Source organism: Myroides odoratimimus (assembly GCF_004337635.1).
In the GTDB taxonomy this organism is placed as follows: Bacteria; Bacteroidota; Bacteroidia; order Flavobacteriales; family Flavobacteriaceae; genus Flavobacterium; species Flavobacterium odoratimimum.
Map to the genome: position 1 here is coordinate 3,680,718 of NZ_CP037427.1, position 24,702 is coordinate 3,705,419.

Sequence of the window (24,702 nt, forward strand, 5' to 3'; positions counted from 1 at the left end):
ACTAAAATCTCTCCTCATAAAGTTACCGAAGAGCGTTCTCCTTTCCTAGACAAAGAATGACACATTGAGAACATTAACAATTTAGTCTCTACCCCCTCCTAGAATACATGAAGAAGTCGACAAAGAATGAGTATGTAGCTAGTATAATGATAACTTGAAAAGTATTGATTATATCTTGTTGATACGTTTATAGCATAAAAAAGCCTAACTACTCTCGTAATTAGGCTCGTATATTAAATTTTATTTCTTTATTTATTATGTGTCGGATGTATGTAATCATTCCTACGATTGCGTGGTATACGGTATGGATATACGTTGTGTGAGACGCGAGATATTGCGCCTCTACCTTATATAGACTGTGGTTACTAGGTGGCGGGTGTATATGATCATCTCTACGATTGCGTGATATACATGCCAAATGCCATAGGCAATACTGTTAACTGTCAACTAACAACTGTTAACCATTAAATGCCGTAGGCAATACACTCCTAATTCCTAATTCTAAATTCTTAATTAATCACTGCATGCTCTCGACACACATAATCGCACATTTCTCACCATCGATGGCAGCAGATACAATACCCCCTGCATACCCTGCTCCTTCACCACATGGATAAAGTCCTTTGATCTGAGGATGCTCTAAGGTATAATCCTCACGAGGGATACGCACTGGAGAGGATGTTCTACTCTCTGGAGCGTGTAAGATAGCCTCATTCGTGAAGTACCCTTTCATCGACTTACCGAACTCTTGGAATCCCTGTCTCATGATTTGCGTCAAGAAACCTGGGAATACCTGTCCTAACTCTATAGAAGTCGTACCAGGTAGATAAGACGTCTTAGGGATAGACTCAGATACTTTAGACTGAGAGAAGTCTACCATACGCTGTGCAGGTACACGCTGTGTCTCTCCAGCTACCCTATAAGCTTGTTGTTCTATCGATTTTTGGAATTCCATACCTGCTAAAGCTCCGAACTTTTCAAAAGGTTTAAAGTCTTCTAAACGCAATTCTACTACGATACCCGAATTGGCTGTTGCTTGATCTCGTTTAGACGGTGACCATCCGTTGGTTACTACCTCTCCTGGTGCTGTAGCACAAGGCGCGATAACCCCTCCTGGACACATACAGAATGAATACATTCCTCTTCCATTAACCTGCTTCACGATAGAATAAGGTGCTGGAGGAAGAAACTCTCCTCTGTAATCACATGAGTACTGTATCTTATCTATCAGCGTCTGTGGGTGCTCTGCACGTACTCCTAGGGCAAAAGGCTTTGCTTCTATCAAGACTTTCTTACGGTCTAGTAATTCATAGATATCGCGAGCAGAGTGTCCTGTAGCTAAGATTATTTTCTTTGCTTCGATTAGGTCTCCATTGTGTAGTTTTACTCCTTCTATTTCATTTCCTTTGATCACAAAGTCTACTACTCTTTTCTCAAACAACACTTCTCCACCAAACTCCTCAATCTTAGCACGCATATCTTGCATAATCTTCGGAAGTTTATTCGTTCCGATATGTGGATGTGCTTCTACTAAGATATCTTGTGATGCACCGAAGGCTACTAATAACTCTAGTATACGATTGACATCACCGCGTTTTTTAGAACGTGTATACAACTTACCATCTGAGTAAGTCCCCGCTCCTCCTTCTCCGAAACAGTAGTTCGAATCCGGATCAACGATATGATCGATATTTATTGCTTTCAAATCACGACGACGACCTCGCACATCTTTTCCTCTTTCGACTACAATAGGTTTTACCCCTAGCTCGATTAGTTGTAAGGCTGCAAAATAACCTGCAGGCCCTGCTCCTACCACGATAACACGTGGAGCATCCTTTACGTTCTTATACTCCGGGAAGTCGATTTGTCTATGTACTACATCTTCATCGGCAAAAAAAACAGCAACCTTTAAATTAATCTTTACGGTGCGTTGTCTCGCATCAATAGATCTCTTTAAGATCGTGATATGCTTAATGTCCTTTGGAGAACACTTCACATGGTTTGCAACGTACTGCGTCAATAAATCCGCTGTACCTGCAACTTCAGGAAGAACTTGTAACTGTAATTCTTGTGGCATTTTTTTATAAAGCAAATAAAAATTAAAGGCGCAAAAATAAACTAAAATCACTTAGTTTTTTTTACTATTTTATAGTCATTCAGTATTTTTTTGACATCCCGTACACAAAATACAGAAAACAACACTAAAAAACTAATTATTAGTTATTTACTATATTAAGCCCATACTATTTATTCTGATTATAAAGTAATACCTTCTTATCTCTACCACCATTAAAACAAAAAAGCCTGTGATACAATATCACAAGCTTTTACATAAAAGAAACTAAGGAAAAGCGAACTTGGGGTAAGCTTATCAAATGAGTCTACTATCTGTCCTTAGTCCTTCTAATCTATAGAATACAATTGCTATTTCTTCTTAAAACAAAGCCTCTATTTGCTTCTCTGCTTCCCATAGGTCACAGTATTTACCTTTTTTTATCATTAAGGCTTCATGTGTTCCCTCCTCTACTATCTGACCTTTTTCTAACACACATATCTTATCCGCGCCTCTGACTGTAGATAACCTATGTGCAATGATAATCACAATCTTCTCTTTCACTAGCTCATCGATAGCACGCTGTACGGCAAGTTCACTTAAAGAGTCTAGAGAAGACGTTGGTTCATCTAGAATGACTATTGGACTGTTCTTAAGCAGTGCTCTCGCAATAGAGATACGCTGACGTTCTCCACCTGATAAGGTATTTCCCATATCTCCTATAGGCGTATCATACCCTTTAGGCAATTGGCTGATAAAATCGTGACATTGAGCACGCCTAGCCGCGTCTATTATTTCTTCTTGAGTAGCAGTAGGTTTCGCCATACGGATATTGTTACCTATGGTATCATCAAATAAATAAACCTCTTGGAATACCACAGATATCATACTCAACAAATCATTCTGACTCAAATTAGTAATATCAACTCCTCCTATACTAATGCTCCCCTTCTGACAATCTGCATAACGCATAATCATTCTTGCCAGCGTAGTCTTACCCGAACCTGAAGGCCCTACTAAAGCTACAATAGACTTCGGTGCAATAGATAAGTTGATATTAGACAAAGTTTTTTCTTGAGCATCTTCATAATAAAAGTCTACTTCTTTAAACTCTATACCATAAGAGGTAGGTTTCGCTTGAGGTGTCTTTACTTCTAAGACAGGAGCAGTTAACATCGCTGTGATTTGCTTATATCCTGCTTCCATCAGACTAAATATCATGGTCATGGGTACAAAGCTAGAGATCAACTCTGAGAAGCGAATCACAATAATCATTAAGGCTGTCATGACCATCATATTGCTATCTGCTTTTAGCACAAACAATATTCCCAATCCCAAGGATACTAACATCCCTACTTCTAAAGCAGAAGTAATAATCAGATTAGGAGTACTCCCTTTGCCATGCCCGAAGATTTGCACTTCTCTTACTTTATCAATGCTTTTGTTTAAACGAGCTACGATACGCTCTATACCATTACTTGCTTTAAGCACAGGTAAGCCTTGGATAAACTCTATAGACTCTGCATTTAGCTCAGAGTGTACTTCATTTAGATAATACATTCCACGGTCATAAGCGGGTTTTCTCCAGCGATATAACGGGATGATCACAGGGAATAAAATCAAGATAACGATCGCTATCTTCCAGTCAAAGAAGAAAGTCATCAGCCCTACTGATATAGGTGTAATCACTCCATACATCATCAAACTCGACACTGTAATGGTGTAAGAAATTACCTCATCTACATTATTACTAATCACGGCACTCCACTTTCCAGAGCGTTTATTAGATAAAAATTCTAAAGGCATCTCTCTCAGTTTCTCCCCTTGTCTCTTGCGAAGGTCATACTGTGCCTGTGAAGAAAAACCTCCGTAGTCATAGTCTTGCCCTATCCATCTACAGATAGCACTAATCACGACGAAGCCTAATGCTATCCAGATGTAAAACCATACTTGCTCAGGCTTTCCCTTCCCTATATTCATAAAAATAGGGTAAAAGCAAGTATAAGCTGCTCCTTGAAAAACAGAAGACAACAATATCAATATTAAACTCATTCGCAGTCGTCCACCCATTGGACCTGCTGCTTTAATCAGGTTAGATAATATACCGATAAAAGAACTGCTCTTATTTGTTTGTACTTTACTCATCTCTATTACTTATCTGATTTAATATGCCAATTTCTCGCTTGTGTATACGATTGCCACATCGCTTGATATATTCCTTGATTAGCTGCTAATTGTTCATGTGTTCCTATCTCGCTAATGTTTCCCTTATCCATCACAATAATCTGATCCGCATTCTTGATTGTCTCTAATCTATGAGCGATCATAATGACTGTTTTGTCCTTCATCAAATTGCGAAAAGCACGCATCAGTAATAGTTCGTTTTCTGTATCTGAGAATGAAGTTACCTCATCCAAGATAAGAATAGGTTTATTTCTCAAGATCGCTCTAGCAATCGCTAGACGTTGCTTCTGTCCACCTGAGAAGTTATTTCCCCTTTCTTTTACAAAGGTCTCATACCCATTAGGAAGTTGCATAATAAAATCGTGTATTTGGGCAGCCTTAGCTGCTTCCATTACTTCTTCTAATGTAGCTTCCTCTGCGCCCATTCTGATATTGTTAGCAATCGTATCAGAGAAGATAAAATTGTCTTGAAACACAAATGATATCGTATCTAATAATACCTCAGGTTTTAATTGGCGGATATCTGTTCCGCCCAGTTTTATCTCTCCTTCACTAACATCCCAAAAACGAGGTAACAAACGAGCTACAGTAGACTTCCCTGCTCCTGATGCTCCTGTAATAGCAGTAAAAGTACCTGGCTTCACCGTAAAACTGATATTATCTAATGCCTTGTCCTCTCTACCAGGGTAAGTAAAAGATACCTTGTCAAACTCAATGGTTGTATCATTTACAGAAGTTTGTTCTCCTGTAGAAGTTAAAGGTTCTACTTCTAGTAATTCTTCTATACGCTTTGCACTGATTGCAGCTCTAGAGATCACATTAGTCAAACTGCGGTAAGGCAAAATAGACTCTATCATTCCTGTCCCCAATAATAAAGAGGCTACAAAAGACACAAAACTCAAAGACCCCTCTTGGAACCAATACGTTCCTAGCACAAGTAATATAATAAATGTAGGTAGCGGGTTTAAAATAAACATGGACAACTTAGCATTCAATCCGTTTTCCTTAAACCACAAAGTGATAATAGATAAATAGCGTTGTAAAGCGTTCTCATAACGCACAAATGACTTCTCTCCTCCATCGAATACACGTACTACCGGCATTGCCTGTACATACTCTATCACAGCTACATTAATATCTTCTTTTGCTTTATTAAATTGATGTGTTACTTCTGTCTTATTCTTCATCGCTAATGCTAAAAACCCAAGTCCTACGATAAGAATAGCTAGACAAACTAGTGCTACTCTGTAATCAAACCAAAATAATGCAACCAAAGTAACTACTGGAAAAGCATACGTACGCACAAATAAAGGGGTACTATCTGCCGCAAATCCATGTAATAAACGAACATCTTCATTTAAGATTTTAGTCAATGCTCCTGAACCTGTCTCAGTCAAGAACCCTAATGGTAACTTCGCCAAATGGTGACTGATATTCTTACGCAAAATAGCTTCTAAATCAAAAGCTGCGTAATGGGATACGTCAAATGATTTTAGACGTAATACATAACTAACTACTACACATAAGATCATCGCTCCGAATAGATACAACAATTGTGTTGTATTTCCGTGATACAGTGCATTAATTAAGTAACTTAATATTATTAAATTGGCTATTGTCAATAAAGTAGAACCCACAGAAAGAGCCATTGCAAAGTTTAGCTTCTTCTTGACTGGTTTTACGATACGCCATAGCACATTATCTGTTGCCATATTCTTTTTGTTGTTTTGTTGTTTTGTTGTTTTGTGATTTTGTTGTTTTGTGAAATCGTGAAACTGTGAAATCGTTTTTTGTTCTGTTCTCGTTGCAAAGTCTCCCTACTTTGAGCTACCATGCCATCTGTTCCCCGTTTCCTGTTTCCCATTTCCCGTTCCCTGTTTCCTGTTTCCTGTTTCCTGTTTCCTGTTTCCCATTTCCCTGTTTCCCGTTCCCTCTTCCCCGTTCCCTATTCCCAGTTCCCAGTTCCCAGTTTCCTGTTCCTGTTTCCTGTTCCCCGTTTCCCGTTTCCTGTTCCTGTTTCCTAAAAAACCATAAAAAATAATAGTAGAGAAGAAAACTCCTCTACTATTGCATTCAAACTCTATGGAGAGTTCTAAATAATTAAACCCTAATTAAGCATTAGCCAAATACTGCAAAGTATTTCTACTTCATATCTCTTTCATTAGTTCTAAAACCATACTACAGTATGTTTGTATCACTAATTCAGACCTATTTTGTATAATTACTTTTCGTTTATATGTCTATCACTTAATTTGGGTTTAACTTATTATTTTTCTAATTTCACTAAGCCCCATACTTGACCACCTTTACCGATGTTAAACGCAGGTTTAGCTACATTATCAGATCCTAATACATAGTATCCGTTATAATCTTTGTTATTCACTACTCTGAAGTACACTTTACCATCTATTGTAGTAATCGCTTGAGCATCTTGGAATGCATAAGTAGATTGAGGTATACCAGTTACTGCTTTTGGTCCTGCAGCAATATTCTCTTTATCAAAAGCATAGTATGTAAAATTAGGGTTTGGCAAAATATCTGTGTATGAGAATGCTTTATCACTCCATGCTGTATATAGCTTACCATCTTTTACCCCTACTGAACCAACTGTAGTATTCTTTACATAATCATCAATCTTAATGATCCAATCTTTATCTATTTCTGTTGCTCCTTTTTTAATTCTAACAATAGCAGAACCATTAGTCGCTCCATTTACTCCGAACCCATGAGAACACATATATAACGCTCCATCATCTCCCATAGTCCACATTTGATTCGCGTTACCACCATATCCTACATAGCTGATACGGTTATCTTGAATCGTTTTTTCATATTTACCAGTAGCGATGTCGATCACTGCTAGTTTGATATATCCTGGAGCAGGGTCTTTCATCTGACTACCTTGTCCATCTTTAGAACCTGTGATGATATCTACATATAATTTTCCATCTTTAGACGCGATAAAGCGAGATCCCACAGCTTGGTATTCTGCTTTTTTATCTTCTACAATAGAAAGGTCTATTTCTCCTGTACGCTGCATCGTAGAAGGATTGAATACTTGTATCTTTAACAATCCTCTTCCTATATCAGCATAATATCCAGTCGTTTTATCATGTACATAAAAGTTAGAAGACATTCCTGTGATTCTACCTGTCTCTGATAAAGAACCATCTGCGTTAATAGAATATCTCAAGATACCGTCATCAGGAGAAGAAACGCGTCCTAATTGAAGACGTTGGAATACCCATTCTCCATACGCTTTCATTCCATTCCCTTTTATCTGTAATGAACCTTTATGGATATTGTCTAAATCTCCTTCAGGCATTTTATCATAGTTAGATAAGTATCCTACGAATGGCTGTACTCCTAATGTAGCTGTTAATAGCGCATAAGATGTCTTCGTTTGCTCAACTGGTTTAGTTGGCTCTGAACTTGAGTTATCATCTGATGAACATGATGCAAAAGCAAATAACCCTGCCATTGCTAATGCTCCTATCGTTTTAGTACTAAAAATGCTTTTTTTCATTTTAATAGATTTATTGTGTTTTAATGATAAGTTTCTGTATTTCTAAATTGTTCCTCTCCTAAAGAGACATATTCACTTTAAAATGAAGACTAAATCCTTCATTTTGTATTTTGTAATTGTCAAATATTTCACTGTTAAACAAGTTCTTAGCTTCTAAACCGAAAGACAGTTTAGGTGAATAACTCCACACCACTCCTGTAGAATGTAAATTCTGATCAGGGATCACATAAGCTTCTGCATTAACTTGTGCTTTTCCCCATAATCCTAAGAAACCACTAGGTTCAAATTCTTTAGGAATAAAGTCTAGGTAATAAGCCTTTACAAAACTGTAGTTGTAATAAAACGAGAACTTGTCTCCTGCCTTGAATACATTGTCATGTGAAGTACGCAGACCAAGATTAGCAAAGAAATAAGGTGTATTTCTCAGACGAGAACCCTCATACGTCTTGTCTTCTTTATCATATAATCTAAAGTCTTGATATGTCACGTTACCAGACAGTCTCAACCACTTTAATGGAGAATATGCTGCATCTACCTCTACTCCAACTCCTTTTATCTTTTCTATGTTCTCGTAACTACCAAAAATACCCGTGTTTAACAGCATGATCATATCATGTGTTCTTCTGTAGAACACATTGACCTCTGTCATGAAGTTGGTTTGATTGTTATAGTTAAATCCTAGATTATAGTTCCAACTCTTTTCTGGTTTTAAAGCAAAATTGGTACGCGTGAATGTTCCATCTCCGAAGAACTCTTCTTGCTCTGGTAGACGTACGGCTACTTCTCCTGAGAATCTAGCATACATACGATCGTTAATCTGATATTTTAACGACTCTGATACACCCCAGTTCCCTTTTGTTTTAGATCTTTTCTGCTCCATCGAAGTGTCTCCATGCGCACTCTCATACCCTTCTGTACGCAAATAGTAATACTTCGCCGATAAGTCATTCGTCAGACGATCATCTAAGGCGTATAACCTCCAGTTTAGCCCTGTAATCCACTTTTGGAATACTACAGAACGCTGTAACATATCTATCTTAGAGAAAGGAAATTTCTCTCCGTAAGGGTCAGAACCACGACGAGTAGAGGTATTGTAAACAGAGTTTAACTCTATAAACCCATTGTCTAATCGGTAAGATAGATTAGTACGAGATACGAAGTTATAATAACGTAACTTTTTGATGCTTCCACTAGTAGTCGCTTCTCCATTCTTACTAGGTACTGGAGTGAACTTCCCTCTCCAGTCGTAAAACCCTTTAATCGTATCTGTATAACTAGAATGCAGTGTATTATAGACAAGGAATTGATCTAACTTCAAGTCTTTATCTAAAAAAAGCCTTGCGATAGCGAAGTGTTGGCACTACAGAATTCATATTACTCGTCACTCCTCCGAATGGATAGTTCATCGTCATCCCGTAATTGTGCTGTTTATTAATGTAAAAGCTACTTACAGTCAAACGCAACTCATCTGCCCAAGTCTTGTTCTTCACTCCCACAAACCCTTCTACAAATCCATTAGAGAAACGGTTGTGAAACAGTTTGTGTTTTTCTCTACTTACCTGTGCCGTTTCTGGATCAGTGTAAGGCACATTGACCTTATAATTGTTATCAGAGTAATTAATAAAAGCATTTACTCCTCCGAATAAGCCTGTCTTTTTATCTTGAAAATAAGCGTTTACGGTACCTCTATGAGTGTTATAAGAACCTATCTGATAAGATACATCTACAGATTGATTACTTTCAGGCTCTTTCGTTACGATATTAACTGCTCCTCCTAATGCATCTGCCCCTAAGGCTACAGGTACCACCCCTTTATAGATCTCAATGCGATCAATCATCGTAGGCGGTACAATAGCATAACTAAAGGCATTCCCTAAATAATCCATCGGAACCCCATCCTTAAAATACTTTATCGCCTTTCCTTCAAAACCGTTCAACATCAAATTAGTAGCATTACCTAATCCCCCTGTTTGTCTCACTCGTACACCTACTGTTCTGTTCATCAGCTCTATCACACTAGACGGCTGTTGTTTCATCGCTTTTACATCAAGTACAGTAGCACGTATAGGTTGACGACTTTCTTTTTCGGCTTTGGTTTCTCTCTGAATAATCACTTCATTTAACCCTGTATTTTGTAAAGTATCTTGCTGTGCAAAAACAGATTTAGAATTAAATGATAAAACAGCGATTAAGGATAAAGTAAGGTATGGTATTTTCATCTTGATCTCTCTTATAGAATAGCTCTGTGGAAGACTATCTCTCTTATTGATAGGGCAAAAGTAGGCATCCCTTTGCCTGAGTACTGACGCTAAAAGGAATATAAAAGACGCAAGAAGGAGTATTATTTAGATTCATTAAAAAGGAAGACAACACTTCTTGTACTTCAGAACTCAGCATTAGAATTCGTTGACTTATCCCCCTGATACCCTGTGTATAGCTATGATGATATACTAATCGTAGTTTGATTCCATAGTGGTCGCATAAAAAGCAGGCAAAAATATGCGAGCAGTATGCCATCACTATGCGATAACTATGCGACCACTGCTGTTTTTGAAGAATAAAAATGAGGAGTAACTATCTTCAATTAGAGCTGCACACAGGCATTTACTTCCTCGTAGTCTCTCTTCCTTATGTAGAACTTCCTTCTTAATGGCTATGCAGATCAAGTGAGATATACGTCCTTATCTATGGATTTTCTAGTTATTGAGTAATAGCATTGTATTTGAGTGGCAATGCTAGACTATTAAAAAACTTTATTCTACTCCTAAAAACACCACTGTGAATCATTTTAATTTAATTATCTTGCTTATTCGTCTTAAAAACACCTATATGGCTTCACCATTACAAACAGAGATCCTTCAATTAGCCAAACAAGATGACCGCATTAGAGCTGTTATTCTCAATGGTTCAAGGGCTAACCCGATGGTTACTCCTGATCAGTACCAAGATTATGATATCATCTATATGGTGACTGATATAGAAAGTATCAAGAAAGAGGATATTGTCTACAAAACCTTTGGACAGCCTGCCATACAACAATTACCAGATGATATGCACTTAGGTAACGAAGAGGGTATTCCTTCTATTTCGTATACTTATTTAATGATTTATGAAGATGGTAGTAGATTAGACCTTACCCTATTCCCAGTAGATCAATTAAAGCAGTATAAAAAAGACAGTCTCTCTATCGTATGGCTAGACAAAGATGGAATATTTAAAGACATACCCGAGTCTTCTGATATTGACTATCATGTACAACGCCCTACTCAACGGGAGTTTACAGAAGTGTGTAATGAGTTTTGGTGGTGTTCTACTAATGTCGCTAAGGGACTGGCTAGAGAAGAAAGAGTATATGCAAAAGATATGATGGAGTCTGTCGTCCGTCCTATGTTCTTACAATTACTAGCTTGGAAAATAGGGAGTGAACACCATTTTAGCGTTTCTATAGGCAAATCAGGTAAATTCATTAAGAACTACTTAAGCGATGAAGACTATAACAAGGTATTAAGAACCTATAGCAATGCTAATATTCAAAATACATGGGAAGCCTTTCACACCATGACTACTTTCTTTCAAGAACTACAAATAGAACTAGGTAAACGACTTGTCCTAAAAGTAAATGTAGAAGAAGCTACGAATGCCTTACAGTATATCAATAGAATCTATCAAGATTAATAAATGAATCATCACAAATAGAGGTATATAAAAAAAGCGACTAACCCTTATCAGTTAGTCGCTTATAGATTATTATTAAACCTAAATACTGCAAAACCATTCTACTTCATAGCTTTTTCATTAGCTCTAAAACCATACTAGTGTATACTTTTGTCACTAATTCAGACCTATTTCGTATAATTACTTTTCGTTTATATGTCTATTGCGTATTTTGGGTTAAAAGATTAGTTCTTTGTTCTATTGGTTACCAATTGCTTTAGTGCAGCCCATTGTCTCAACGTTGTTTTTGCTTCTTGAGCAGGGTAACCTAATACTGTCTTACCTGCTTCTACATCTCCAGTCACTCCTGATCCAGCTCCTACTACAGCACCCTGCCCGATAGTAACGTGATCTTTAATAGAAGCACTACCTCCTATCACCACAAAGTCTTTTAGTGTAACTGAACCTGCTAAACCACTATTACCAGCCATGATACAGAATTTTCCTAACTCACAATTATGTCCTATCTGAACAAGATTGTCAATCTTACAACCATCTCCAATAATGGTAGCGCTAAACTTTCCTCTATCTACACATGAATTCGCTCCTATCTCAACATAATTACCGATAACTACATTACCGATCTGAGGTATCTTCACTAACCCTAACTCAGGAGACGGACAGAAACCAAATCCATCAGCTCCAATCACTGCGTTAGGATGTAAAATACAGTTATGTCCGATATGACTGCGCTCACGCACAATGACACCAGACCACAATATCGTATTATCACCAATCGTACTGTCATCTAATACAGTGACATTAGGATACATCTTTACATTTTTTCCGATTATTACATTTTCACCGATTACACAACCAGCTGCTATTTTAGCTCCTTCACCTATTACTGCTGTGCTATCTATCGTAGCATTAGGGTGAATATCTTCTTTAAATACAGGCATCTTAGGCGCAAATAGTGTAAGCAATTTAGCTAATGCTAAATCAACATTATCTACTTTAATAAACGCTCTATCTATACCTGGTAGAATAGAAATATCTTTATTTACAATAGCAATAGGGGCTTTTGATTCCCCCCATAAGCGTTCGTACTTTTTATTACCTATAAATGAGACTTGACATTCTTTGGCTTTTTCCAACTGCTCAGCTGTACTAATCTGTCTTAATGTACTTCCTACAACAACGCCATTTAAAACATCGTTCAATTCAGTTAAAGAGTATAATTTCATAATTGCGAAATAAAGTTTTTGAGTTTTATTTAATTAAAACGAATAAAATCAAAAAATATTGCAACACAAAACGATATTCATTTATTTTAACAAACAATTACATATATTTATATTCAAAAAAATAAAATCACTTAAATTATAAAACTAGAAAGTCTTCTTATTTCCTCAATAATTGTTTACTCAACTCTCCTACTCTTTTAAGTTTAGCTTCAACATTCTCTGACCAAGGCAGGCCTATGCACAGTCTGATACAGTTCTCGAATTGTTCTTGTACCGTAAACATTCTACCTGGTGCTATACTAATGCCCTCCGCAATAGCTAAGTCATATAAATCCATCGCCTCAATAGAAGGGTCAAACTCAATCCATAGTGATAATCCACCTTGAGGACGATTAACCTTAGTACCCAATGGAAAACTAGTAATAATAGTATTCAAATATTTCTGATAATTGCTATAGATCTCTTTTCTAAGTTTTCGCAGGTGCTTATCATAATTGCCTGAGCGCATAAAGCTAGCTACAGCTTCTTGCATTAAAGGAGGTGTAGAGATTAGATGTACTAACTTTTGATGCATGATCTTATTCTTATACTTACCAGGTGACACCCACCCTACGCGATATCCAGGAGTCAAGGTCTTAGATACAGAACTACACCAGATCACATTGCCTGTTTTATCAAAAGCTTTACAACATTTAGGACGCTGATTACCGAAGTACATATCTCCATAGACATCATCCTCTATCAATGGGATATCGTGTTTCTCTAAGAGTTCTACTATTTCCTTCTTATTCTTATCAGGCATACAGCTTCCTAATGGAGTATTATAATTAGAGATCAATAGACACATATCGATATGCTCTACTGCATCTCTAAGAGACTGCACATCAATACCAGAAACTGGATCTGTGGGTAACTCAATCACTTTAAATCCTAAATCAATAGCTAGCTGAAAGATACCTGGGTAGCAAGGACTTTCTATTGCAATGGTATCTCCAGGTTTGCCCAATGCTAATAAACACAACGAAATAGCGCTCATGCTTCCATTAGTCGTAATAATATCTTCTTCTTTAAGACTACCTCCCCAAGTGATAGAACGCTGTGCGATCATTCTCCTCAAATTAAGATTGCCCTGTACAGAATCATATTCTATCCCTCCATCTACTAACGATCTAGAGGCTGCTATAATCTCTTTCTTCATTTTGGCCAAAGGCAAAAACTCATCATATAGTGTACTATACGAGAATAAGGTCAGCTTTCTATTTCCCATATTAGAATATACCTTGCGAATAATCTCCTTAGGTTCCTTATTATTTGCTAAAAAGATAGGGTTACTCGGCTGAGGCAAAGGAATATCCGTATAAGATAGGTTACTTACAAAATATCCTGACTGAGGCTTAGATTCTATTAATGCCTGTGTCTCTAGTTCTAAATACACTCGTTTGGCTGTATTCATACTAATTTGATGTTCTGTGCACAACATTCTTACAGAAGGAAGTCTGTCTCCTTCTCTTAGGACGCCTGCTCTAATCTGACTAGCAATAGCATCTGCTATATTCAAATACAAATAATTCTGTTCCATAACAATCTCAACTGTGTCCTTCCAAAATTACAAAATTGATACTGTACTACATACTAATACAGTATATTTTTGTTAAAAAATAAAACATCAAGAAAATGAAACAAACTAGTGTAATTGATTCAGCACAACAAACTTCAACAAGTGGTTGGATCAATGGATTCATAGGAGTACTACTATTCAGTGGTTCTATGCCTGCTACTAAAGTAGCTGTACTAGAATTAGACCCAATATTCGTAACAGCAGCTAGAGCAGGTATTGCTGGTATATTAGCGCTGTTATGTCTACTTGTCTTTAAAGAAAAAAGACCTACTAAAAAACAATTATTGCCTTTATTTATAGTCGCTATAGGCGGAGTTATTGGATTTCCTTTATTATCCGCATTAGCGTTACAATATATCACCTCAGCACATTCACTAGTGTTCTTAGGGACATTACCGATGTGTACTGCTGTATTTGCGGTATGGAGAGGTGGAGAAAAACCAAAGTCTATCTTCTGGTTATTCTCGATACTTGGATGTCTATTAGTAGTGGGGTTTGCCTTTCTACAAGGGGTTACAAGTTCTCCTATAGGCGATATATTAATGCTTATCGCTATCTTATTATGTGGACTAAGTTATGCTGAAGGAGCTAAACTATCTAAATCTCTTGGCGGATGGCAAGTAATCTCTTGGGCAGTCGTATTATCTCTTCCTGTATCTATACCGATTATGTTAATCACAGCTCCTGAAGTACCTTCTCTAATAAGCACAGAAGCATGGATAAGCGTGTCATATCTAGGAATATTTAGTATGTTTGTGGGGTTCGTATTCTGGTATAAAGGATTAGCACAAGGAGGTATTGCTTCTGTAGGACAACTACAGTTATTACAGCCTTTCTTTGGTCTAGCACTTGCGGCAAGTCTTTTAAACGAACAGGTAAGCACGGCTATGATTGCAGTAACTGTAGGCGTTATTCTATGCGTAGCTGGAAGTAAAAAATTCGGTTAGTAACCCCAATTACTAGCTACTTCAAACAGTGTAGAACAATACTAAAAGCAATCACCTTACTTTTGATATTTCCTCCTTCTGCACTGTTTATTTTTAGCTAAAAAGGGATTGGCTCTTAATTCTTAAAACTGAACAAAATTACCACTCTTTACATCTTTAGGCAACTCATTAAACTTGCGTTTAAAAGCAGCAGTAAAGTGTGTAGGATTTTTATACCCTACTTGTTGTGCGATATCTGCGATAGATAAATCTTGTTCTATCAATAGCTTCTGCCCCAATTCCATACGCTCATCATAGAGATGATTAAAAATGGTAGTAGAGAACAGTTCTTTAAACCCTCTTTTTAGTTTAAACTCATTGATTCCTGCTAATCTAGAAAGCTCTCTTAAAGAATATGGATTCTGAAGATTATTACTCACTAACTCTCTGACATAATATAGCTTATCAACATCACTCCTCGTCAGTGAACCACTTACCATCTCATATTTATAATCTCCACTATACTTAATCACTAAAAGAAGAAGCTCTACAATCTTGGTCTCCATATAAATCTTCTTCATCATACCATCATAAGAATTATTGACTAAGTCATACAGTAACTTCTTCATCTCTGGAACAATCATTAAGTTAGAAGAAAAAGCACTTTCTCTCTCACTGTACAAAGATTTACCAAAGTCTCCTAACAACTCTAGATCTCCATTAAACACACGCTCTAAATAAGGCAATGTTAGCTCTATGCCTATAGCACTGTAGTTTTCTTCAACAGGATTAAAAGCAAGGGAGCCATCGATATAAGGCAGATGAAAAAAACTAAAACGTCCTGTAGAAGTATTGACGCATTGTTTTTTATTGGATTGGTAAAAGTGTTCTCCTTGAAACAAAAAGAAAAGCTCAATGTGCTTCTGATCTCTTAACACTTCTTTCTGTTGTCTAGTCTTATGCTGTAAAGAGACGTGATCAATATGTAACTCTTCCATATCTAACAACTGTATATTCCCTTTTATGCCATGACTAGCATACCGCTCTCCTACATTTATCAATGTCTCTTTAACCATGATACCAAACTAAAGAATTATTACTATTCTACTGATTGAAAGTGACAAAGGTACTTAAAAAGACTCCCCTAATTTAAATCAACTCTAAATAATATTCGTTAATTAATATTTAATTAGGACAACACCCTATTTCTTCACTCCTATTTTCTGTGAATTAAAGTACTAGGAGGAACGCCATACTTCTTTTTAAATGCAATAGCAAAATGTTGAGGATACTCATAGTGAAGTAATTCAGCAACTTTGTTGACTGAGAATTTCTGTGACGATAATAACTGATACGCATACTCAAAACGCAAATCTCTTACATATCTAATCAAAGAAGAATCATAGTATTTTTTAAAATACTTCTTCAGTTTATATTCATTGATATAGAATCGTTGACTCAGCATAGAGAATGTTATGTCTTGCAAGAAATGATTGTCTATCCAAGTTTTAATATGCAATAGTTTATCAGCATCATTCATAGATTTTATTTCTTCTATTGGAGCTACCTTCCTCTCTAAAGACTCTTGGACACTTAACAGTAAAAGTTCTGTTACCTTAGTCTCTAAATAAACTAGTTTCAAATCTGGATGAACATCACTCTGTAAAATATTCAATAATAACTGATGTATCTCTACAGGGATTGTTTTCGCTTTTGCAAATAGTGTAGTCGTCTTTCCTTGTTTAACTAAATTTAAAAAAGAAGCCAAAGCAGGTATTTTAGTCTCAACTAGTTGTGCGAAATAGTCTTCATCAAAAAGAACCTCCACTACCTTTCTATTTGTTTTATACTTCAAATGCCCATTTACACGAGGTACATAAAGCAAATTAAAGCAATCCTGCGGAACCTCTATCGTCTCTCTTGCTGTAGAATAACAGGAATACCCCTCTAACTCTAACATGAGTTTAAAAGTACTCTTTTCGTTAATAACAGCGACATCTACAGGAGTAGGTACACTCCACTCTCCATATGAGATAATAAAATAGGGATGATCAATAAACTTCTGCTTAATAGGAATTCCTTTAAAGGTAAACTGCCCATATCTCTCTTTGTATTGTTCACCATTCCCCCACTCAATGCGGTTTGGAATATTCTTCAATACCTCTTGATATTGCTGATATAAAAGACTCATAACTCGTAGATTTATTAATACTTTTTGCGTAGATGATGAGGCAAATTTACTACTATTTTCGCATCACAACAATTTGAATTAAATCTAAATAACTTTTAAATAACATAGTTATAGCTGTTTTACTTTATAGGTAACTCCCCACTATCACTATAAGTCTACTTATCTCATGAAGAAAAAAGGTAAATCAACTTTCTCCAAAATCATTGCTTGGTTACATTTATGGCCTAGTATTGTCGCTGGTATTATACTAGTCTTTGTCTCTCTTACAGGGACTATCATTGTATATGGAGATGAAATCATGCAGTGGTCTGCAGGGAAAGAAGCACGCTATATAGAGCCTAATGGAGTTCCTTTAAAAATAGATGAGATCACTGCTATACACAAAGAAAAATTCCCAGGACATAGCTTTTCTTATATAGTTGTAGATAGAGATCCTTCTAAAAGCTGGGTTATTAATTCGGTTGATCTAAAGGATCGAAAGCTAAGTTTTATCTACATTAACCCATATACTGGGGAGGTACTAAAACAGGATCGCTCTATCGGTTTCTTCTATGTTATGGCTCAACTTCACTCTAATCTGTTAATGGGTAAAACAGGAGGTTGGATAGTCGCTATCTCTACTATCATATTTGTGTTGAGCACCTTAACTGGATTAGTCCTTTGGTGGCCTAAAAAATGGACAAAGGCAACTAGAGATAGCAGCTTTAAGATTAAATGGAAAGCTAAGTTTAAACGTCTAAATTACGATCTACACAATGTATTTGGTTTCTATAGTGCTATTATTTGCTTTCTACTTGGAATGACGGGTTTACTTATCTTCTTTAGCCCTTTAATGAAAGGAACTGTAAGTCTATTCGGAGGGGAAGGTAAAATGTGGTTCTATACCTTACAAGATTATCCTAGAGACCATGAAGCGACTAAAGATTTTACGTTCTATGATACGAATGTTTTAATCCAAAAAGCATTTGACTTACACCCAGATAAAACAATCATCAGAATCTGGACTTATAATTATGACAATGTAAGCATATACCCTTTCTTTTTAGGAACCAATGCTGGTCTAAAAAGTGAAGAAGGAAAAGAAGCTATTTACTTTGACAAATTCAGTGGAGAAATGGTCAATGATAGCAAAGAACAAAAGATCTACGATAAGGTAGACAATCTAGTCTGGCAAATACACATGGGGCAATGGTGGGGACAGCTAGGTAAGTTCTCTACGTTTATAGCTGGTATTATTGCAACTAGTCTTCCTATCACTGGATTCTTAGTATGGTGGGGACGCCGAAACAAAAAATCAAAATCTAAAAAATAGTAATCGTTATGAGAAAGCAATTGATAACTTTTGCTTTACTAGCCTTAACCATCACAGGCTGTAAAGAAAGTCAAAAAGAAACAGAAACTTCTAATTTTATAGAAGTAGAAAACAATGGAACAACGGTACAAGTACCTATACAACCCAAAACTGTAGCAGTCTTAGAAAGAGGTATTATGGAGAATATGAACGAATTGCAAATTCCGTTTCAAGGAATGGCAAAAGAGTTCACTCCTAAGTATTTATCACATCTTGAAAAGGATAAGAGTATCGTAGATTTAGGTGCTGTATTTAAACCTAATTTTGACGCTGTAGCTAATCTAAGTCCAGACCTTGTATTCATGGATAATGCCTTCCCTGCAGATTATGATGAAATGGTAAAAATAGCGCCTACCTTAATGTTAGGCATCCCTAATAAAGGAGATAACTATCTAAAGTATATACAGGACAATATTCTTCTACTTGGCAAAATATATCAAGTAGAATCAAAAGCAGAAGCGTTATCAGAGGATTTAGATACCCGTTTAGGCAATTTAAAAGCCCTTATTGCTAAAAGTGAAGCTAAAGCAATGGTAATCATTCACTCGGAAGGGAACTTCCGCTTATTCGACGAGAATACGCGTTATGGATTTATATTTAAAGACTTCGGTGTAAGAAGTGCAACCAATATCACTACGGAGATTGCCAATAATCATGGACAAATGATTAATAGTGAGTTTATCTTAGAACACAATCCTGATATCTTATTTATTATAGATAGAGACGCCATCGTACAAAACACAGATAAACCTACTCAAATAACTAATGCACTACTAGAAAAAGTAACTGCTTATAAACAAAATAAAGTTATCTATCTAGATCCAGATGCTTGGTTCTTATCAGGTTCTGGAGCCACTTCATTTAAGATCTTCTTAGAAGATATTGCTAAAGGTTATAATTAACACCACCATAATAATTCTACAAAGAAAGCCTCTTAAAATTACTTAAGAGGCTTTATTCTTATGAACCATTATTAAAAGATAAGGAAGACTCATCTCCTAATAGTTGGTTTATTTTTTTCTTCTTACTTCACTTGCTTTGTATTCGTCACCGTCTGTAGTGTAAATTTTGAATCTTACTTCATATTCTTCTGGAACGTATACTACGATAGGTAATTTACCATTATAACGTGTTAAATGAGGTTGTCCACTTACAAATAAGTTTCTCTTAGCTGCATCAGGGCATCCCATCATCGTAGAAGCCACATCTCCTTTTGTTGTGAATACAAAATAGCTATATCCCCAACCTTGAAGATCTTTCTCTTCTAATGTCCCCATCAAGTTAAAATGATTACATCCATCTACCTCCATCATTTTACCTACTGTAAACTCGATCTTCTTACTATCATCTTTAGAAGAGTGAGGTACTTCAATTACTACTTGCTTATATCCTTTCTCTGGAGCAGGGAAAATAGATACATCTGTTCTTGTGATTGTCTGTGCCATAGTTACAGTCATTAAACCAAAAAATACAACGATTAAACTTAAAACTTTTTTCATTTCTTTTTCTTTTTAATTAACAACTCTTATTTCATATCAAAACAAAAGTTATTGTCGTTATTACTTAGTAGCAAATTACAAAAAAAACACAAACTAATCTGTTAAATATTGTATTATTTATAGTTAAATCCACAAACAGCTTAATTTAAATCAATACCTAGTTAAGAGATACCTAACAATAAAAAAGCACAACTGATTACTCAATTGTGCTTCATATGTCTCATACTAAAGATAGTTCTATCCTATCTTCACTAATTTGCTATTCTCTTTTTCTGCAACTTCTTTTCTCAATAAGCTACTAGAGAAACGGTGATCTCTACTGTTAAAGTAAAGCTCTATTCCTTTTTCTTCACAGTATTTACGTCCTGTAAAATTCTTATCTTGATACTCATCACCTAAAATACGAACATCTATCTTAAATGATCTTAAGATATCTTCTAAATCCTGCTCTGTAGCATAAGGAACGATCTCGTCAACAAACTTACATCCCTTTAGTTGAATATATCTTTCAACTACAGACTGAGTTGGTTTATTTTTCTCTGGTCTATCTAAAGTAGGATCAGTTTGTAATCCTACAATTAAAAAATCACATTGACGTTTTGCATCTTCTAACATCTTCACATGCCCTGCGTGCAATAAGTCAAATGCACTAAAAGTTATTCCAATTTTCATACTTATCTTTTTTGCCTAGTTTTTAAACAGTAATAAAACAATTTATTAACCATTTATAAACTAGATTATATCTTGTACCCTTTTTTATTTTCCTAAATTAGGATACAAATTTACTAATTATATTCTATTTATGTTAAATCAAGATTAAAAAATATCAAATATTACAATTCTAAAACAATTTAAATATTGTTTTTTTTATAGAAAATAGTTCTAACATTATAAAAATGATAGAATAACAAAATATTTAACGTAGCACATTATTCATATAGTGTACCTTTTTTCTACAGAATGCCACAATTGATTTTGATTCTTCAATCACAAAGATAAATAGTCCTACCTCTTTTTAAATAAGGAATTCCGTAAAACAGCTATATTTTTTAGGGAAGGGCTAATATAGGTAGAGTATCTGGCTAAGTAATCACAAAAAAATCACTCCTGTATTTAGAACATTTTCTCTACAATCACTAACCAATATACCTTTTCATTAAAGGGGGTAAAAAAAGACTGCAGCACAAATTCTTAGGGAAAAGAATTGATTGTGCTGCAGGTGGGGAAAATACAATTGCTCAGAAAAAATCTTTGCAAAATACTCTACACTGAGCTAGCTAAATGTAAAGCTTTCCGAATTAAAAATTTGTTGTTTTGAATTACAAATATAGGAAAAGGTTCTAATAATCACTTCATACTAAAGTACCAAATTATCTCTAAAAAACACCATTTAACACATTAATAATAAACAATATAACATAGTTGTAGTACTAAAGTACTATATCTTTTTTTTTAGAAAAAAAGACAAATATGATAGATTTACTCAAAAAAAAACTCACTTTGCCATAAAACTTCAAGACGTGAACTTTTATTCTTGAAAAATAACTATTTTTGCCCCTTAAATCACTGACTAACAAAACATGAATGCCTTACACAGTTGTAAAAGAAAGAATATATTACAGATATTACTAATTTTACTACTATTCACACCTACGACTTATTGTTTAAGCCAAACTAACAATGAGCAATTTAATTTTATAGTAAACCACTTAAAATTCGAGGCACTAGATCATGACTCAACTACACAGTATTCTAAGGATAAAGAAGGAAACACTTGGTTAAAAATAACTATCCCTCAAGATTTATTAAACAAACCACTTATATTACAATTTCCTACCATTCACGTAAATAATTATAATATTTATGCGAAACAGAATGGCCTATGGGAAAAAACAACCATAAATACTGACTTAGAAGGTGGAAAAATAAGTCCGCAATATCAAGAGAACCATTTTATCACTGGTCATAACACAATATATTTTAAGTCAAAATCTTCTTATGTTCATTATGGGAATTTTATACTTGTTGAGCGTGCAGAGTATAGAAGTATTATGCTTAATACAATGATCAAAATAGAGGTTTTTTATAGTTTATTTTTACTTTCTATAGCGCTAACCTTTGGCTTATATTCACTATTTAAAGAGAAAGTTATCCTTATTTATTGTATATATATCGTATCTGTCTTTATTATTTATTTAGTAGAAGATGGGTTACTCTATTTTTTATATAACAAACAGTGTAATGAGTTACTGATATTAGCAATATCTATACCTATTAGCTGTCTGATTTTCTCATTATTTATATACTACTTTTTAGATATACAGAGATTACCATCAAAACTGAAATATTTTTACTCCTTCCAAGTGCTATTGTATATTGTATTAGGCATAGTACTTTATCAAACTAATAATTCACTGTACTTCATCATCATAGTATGTAGTACGCTAGTATCAACTATAATCACTTTAGCACTTGTCTTAAAGTATTATAAAGAGGATATGTCTGTTCGTTTTATTACTTATTCATTTAGTGTAATCGCGTTAACTTCGATGACGTATTATCTTTCTATATTTCCAGGTAATTACTATCTCTCATTTGTAGATAAGGATAAGATTCGTATAATCTATAGTATCGCATTTACTTTGGCAAGTTATTCCTTATGGATCAAAGCAAAGAAGCTTAAAGCAGATCATGAATCTCTTAAAAATGAATTAGAGTCCCTTAAGGCTAATCAATCACAAAAAGCACACAAAGATTTAGAACATAAAGAAAAAACACCAAATCATTACACAGAAAAAAGTCCTTTCAAAGAACAATCGATTCAAGATGTCTTAAAAGAAAAGTATCTATGTACTGATCGAGAAATAGACGTTATTATGGGGATATGGGATGGTCTGTCCAACCAAGAAATCGCAGAAAAACTCTCTATATCTCTTAGTACAACCAAGCATCATGTAAGCAATGCCTATACAAAGCTAGATGTAAAAACTAGGAGTCAAGCATTACTTTTAAAAGAGACCTTACTTTCGGGAAAATAAAAAAGAGCTACTTCAAGGTAGCTCTTTCTGTATTACTGTATCAATTAATTGTCTATTCGTAAGAAATTTCCTTCTAGATCGAATACTAACTCTATTTCTTGTGCTCCGTTTACTAATTCTACTTGATAAGTATTGTGCTCTTTCTCTATACTTTCAATATGGAATTTATTATAGTTCTTAACAATATAAGTATTCATAGCACTAGGTATAATCGCAGATGGGATCGCTACATTTCTCTTCGTTTCTATCTCTTTCCACTCCCCTGTAGCAGTAAATTCTACCTTTACACCATTCGCTAAATATACTTTATACTCATCTCCTGCTCTATCTAATTCTTTCTTCACTAAGACAAGCTCTACTCCTGTAAAATGAGTTTTTAAGAAATCCTGTGCTTTCTGTGGTAAATCTGTGCCTACGATTAACTCCTCATCTCTATCTAAATCTAAGTCAACACCTACAAACTCTTGTTTAGTATTAAAAATCAACTCTAAACCTGAACTAAGCTTTACTTCATAACCTCTTTTCATGTCTCTATCTATCTCAGTAATAGAGAATCCTTTATAATTCTTAACTATATAGTCATAGATATGAGGCACTTCACTCTTTAAAAACTCAACTGGTATAGCAGAGTCATCTTCCATTTCTACTTCTGTCCAATTTCCTGCTTTATCAAAATCTATTTCTACTCTATTGTCTAATCGTGTAGTGTATAGAGAACCATAATAATTAGGAGTAGTTACTTTAGTAGCATGTCTAAGAGATGAGTTTGGAAACACTGTCTTTAAAAAGCTCTTAGAATTAGCAGGTAATTGCTCTTCTGTGATTTTTTCTACTTTGTGGTCATTTCCATTATCATCACTACTACATGCTGTGAATCCTAGCGCTACAGCTAACATTAAGGCTAAAGCAATTTTTCTTTTCTTCATTTTCTTTTTCTTTTAATTATTTATTGATCTATTCTTTTAAACTTCCCATCTTTTGAAAACTCTAATTCTACTCCATTACTTAATTTCACTTCATATTTTCGAGTTTCTTTCTCTATTTTAGTAATCGTCTCTCCTTTATAATGATCAGAAACGTAAGTCACGATTGGAGCAAGCATAAAGCCTGTAGGTAATGTAGTTGTGTTACCATCTACTTCATCCCATTCACCAGATTTGTCAAACTCTACCTCTACATTATCTGTAAATGTCACTTTATATGACACAGATAAGAAGTCTGTATCCTTCTCTACCTTACTCACTTCTTTATCTTTAAAGTAAGTATCTATAAAACTACTTGCTTTCTGAGGTAATTCACTCTTAGTGATGATTACATCTTTCGCTAATGTCGATTGTGAAGCTAATAAAGCTACTGACATAAATAGTCCTGCAAACAATGTTTTTAAACTTTTCATAGTAATTCTCTTTTTAGTT

General features: G+C 35.2%; 19 protein-coding genes. 5 read left to right on the forward strand and 14 right to left on the reverse strand.

Annotated elements, in window-relative coordinates:
* Positions 1–517: 517 nt before the first annotated feature.
* From E0Z07_RS16745 to E0Z07_RS18355, 6 genes are all read right to left on the reverse strand, one after another.
* Positions 518–2,077, reverse strand: a complete 1,560-nt coding sequence (locus E0Z07_RS16745; protein ID WP_131541026.1) for an NAD(P)/FAD-dependent oxidoreductase — start codon at positions 2,075–2,077, stop codon at positions 518–520.
* A 357-nt stretch (positions 2,078–2,434) separates the two neighbouring features.
* Entirely contained in the window at positions 2,435–4,198 is a 1,764-nt protein-coding gene (locus E0Z07_RS16750; protein ID WP_131541027.1) for an ABC transporter ATP-binding protein, read from the reverse strand.
* A 5-nt stretch (positions 4,199–4,203) separates the two neighbouring features.
* Positions 4,204–5,949 (reverse strand): ABC transporter ATP-binding protein, encoded by a 1,746-nt coding sequence (locus E0Z07_RS16755; protein ID WP_131541028.1) that lies wholly within the window; start codon positions 5,947–5,949, stop codon positions 4,204–4,206.
* A 554-nt stretch (positions 5,950–6,503) separates the two neighbouring features.
* Positions 6,504–7,763 (reverse strand): hypothetical protein, encoded by a 1,260-nt coding sequence (locus E0Z07_RS16765; protein ID WP_131541029.1) that lies wholly within the window; start codon positions 7,761–7,763, stop codon positions 6,504–6,506.
* Positions 7,764–7,821: 58 nt separating this feature from the next.
* A complete protein-coding gene (locus tag E0Z07_RS18350) occupies positions 7,822–9,081 on the reverse strand; it encodes a TonB-dependent receptor domain-containing protein (RefSeq protein WP_233445999.1) in 1,260 nt (419 codons plus the stop codon).
* 4 nt (positions 9,082–9,085) lie between these two features.
* Positions 9,086–9,982 (reverse strand): TonB-dependent receptor, encoded by an 897-nt coding sequence (locus E0Z07_RS18355; RefSeq protein WP_233446000.1) that lies wholly within the window; start codon positions 9,980–9,982, stop codon positions 9,086–9,088.
* 610 nt (positions 9,983–10,592) lie between these two features.
* Here E0Z07_RS18355 and E0Z07_RS16775 point away from each other — a divergent pair.
* The gene (locus E0Z07_RS16775; protein ID WP_006261630.1) at positions 10,593–11,438 is read left to right on the forward strand and encodes an aminoglycoside 6-adenylyltransferase; all 846 of its coding nucleotides are present in this window, start codon (positions 10,593–10,595) and stop codon (positions 11,436–11,438) included.
* 224 nt (positions 11,439–11,662) lie between these two features.
* On the opposite strand, the gene lpxD is transcribed toward E0Z07_RS16775, so the two are convergent.
* Together lpxD and E0Z07_RS16785 are read right to left on the reverse strand one after the other, a co-directional pair.
* On the reverse strand, positions 11,663–12,664 hold the full coding sequence (gene lpxD / locus E0Z07_RS16780; RefSeq protein ID WP_006264112.1) for a UDP-3-O-(3-hydroxymyristoyl)glucosamine N-acyltransferase: 1,002 nt from the start codon (positions 12,662–12,664) through the stop codon (positions 11,663–11,665).
* Positions 12,665–12,821: 157 nt separating this feature from the next.
* Positions 12,822–14,243 (reverse strand): aminotransferase-like domain-containing protein, encoded by a 1,422-nt coding sequence (locus E0Z07_RS16785; protein WP_131541030.1) that lies wholly within the window; start codon positions 14,241–14,243, stop codon positions 12,822–12,824.
* 95 nt (positions 14,244–14,338) lie between these two features.
* Between E0Z07_RS16785 and E0Z07_RS16790 the strand changes: the two genes are divergently transcribed.
* Positions 14,339–15,229, forward strand: coding sequence for a DMT family transporter (locus E0Z07_RS16790; RefSeq protein ID WP_131541031.1), 891 nt, complete (start codon positions 14,339–14,341; stop codon positions 15,227–15,229).
* A gap of 122 nt (positions 15,230–15,351) precedes the next feature.
* On the opposite strand, the gene E0Z07_RS16795 is transcribed toward E0Z07_RS16790, so the two are convergent.
* Together E0Z07_RS16795 and E0Z07_RS16800 are read right to left on the reverse strand one after the other, a co-directional pair.
* Positions 15,352–16,284 carry a helix-turn-helix domain-containing protein gene (locus E0Z07_RS16795; RefSeq protein ID WP_039330124.1) on the reverse strand — a complete coding sequence of 311 codons (933 nt, stop codon included), beginning with the start codon at positions 16,282–16,284 and terminating at the stop codon, positions 15,352–15,354.
* Between the two features lie 140 nt (positions 16,285–16,424).
* The gene (locus E0Z07_RS16800; protein WP_131541032.1) at positions 16,425–17,399 is read right to left on the reverse strand and encodes a helix-turn-helix domain-containing protein; all 975 of its coding nucleotides are present in this window, start codon (positions 17,397–17,399) and stop codon (positions 16,425–16,427) included.
* Positions 17,400–17,565: 166 nt separating this feature from the next.
* On the opposite strand from E0Z07_RS16800, the gene E0Z07_RS16805 reads away from it, so the two are divergent.
* Positions 17,566–18,711: a PepSY-associated TM helix domain-containing protein gene (locus E0Z07_RS16805; protein ID WP_131541033.1), complete on the forward strand. Its 1,146-nt coding sequence runs from the start codon at positions 17,566–17,568 to the stop codon at positions 18,709–18,711.
* Positions 18,712–18,719: 8 nt separating this feature from the next.
* Entirely contained in the window at positions 18,720–19,652 is a 933-nt protein-coding gene (locus tag E0Z07_RS16810; RefSeq protein ID WP_006264118.1) for a siderophore ABC transporter substrate-binding protein, read from the forward strand.
* A gap of 108 nt (positions 19,653–19,760) precedes the next feature.
* On the opposite strand, the gene E0Z07_RS16815 is transcribed toward E0Z07_RS16810, so the two are convergent.
* Both E0Z07_RS16815 and E0Z07_RS16820 read right to left on the reverse strand, forming a co-directional pair.
* Positions 19,761–20,249 carry an ecotin gene (locus E0Z07_RS16815; RefSeq protein ID WP_006264119.1) on the reverse strand — a complete coding sequence of 163 codons (489 nt, stop codon included), beginning with the start codon at positions 20,247–20,249 and terminating at the stop codon, positions 19,761–19,763.
* A gap of 237 nt (positions 20,250–20,486) precedes the next feature.
* On the reverse strand, positions 20,487–20,921 hold the full coding sequence (locus E0Z07_RS16820) for an adenylyltransferase/cytidyltransferase family protein (RefSeq protein ID WP_006258385.1): 435 nt from the start codon (positions 20,919–20,921) through the stop codon (positions 20,487–20,489).
* Positions 20,922–21,829: 908 nt separating this feature from the next.
* On the opposite strand from E0Z07_RS16820, the gene E0Z07_RS16825 reads away from it, so the two are divergent.
* Positions 21,830–23,287: a LuxR C-terminal-related transcriptional regulator gene (locus E0Z07_RS16825; RefSeq protein WP_006261638.1), complete on the forward strand. Its 1,458-nt coding sequence runs from the start codon at positions 21,830–21,832 to the stop codon at positions 23,285–23,287.
* A 44-nt stretch (positions 23,288–23,331) separates the two neighbouring features.
* Here the strand turns inward: E0Z07_RS16825 and E0Z07_RS16830 are convergent, their stop codons facing one another.
* A complete protein-coding gene (locus tag E0Z07_RS16830) occupies positions 23,332–24,213 on the reverse strand; it encodes a PepSY-like domain-containing protein (RefSeq protein ID WP_006261639.1) in 882 nt (293 codons plus the stop codon).
* Between the two features lie 20 nt (positions 24,214–24,233).
* A complete protein-coding gene (locus tag E0Z07_RS16835; protein WP_006258389.1) occupies positions 24,234–24,683 on the reverse strand; it encodes a PepSY-like domain-containing protein in 450 nt (149 codons plus the stop codon).
* Positions 24,684–24,702 lie beyond the last annotated feature (19 nt).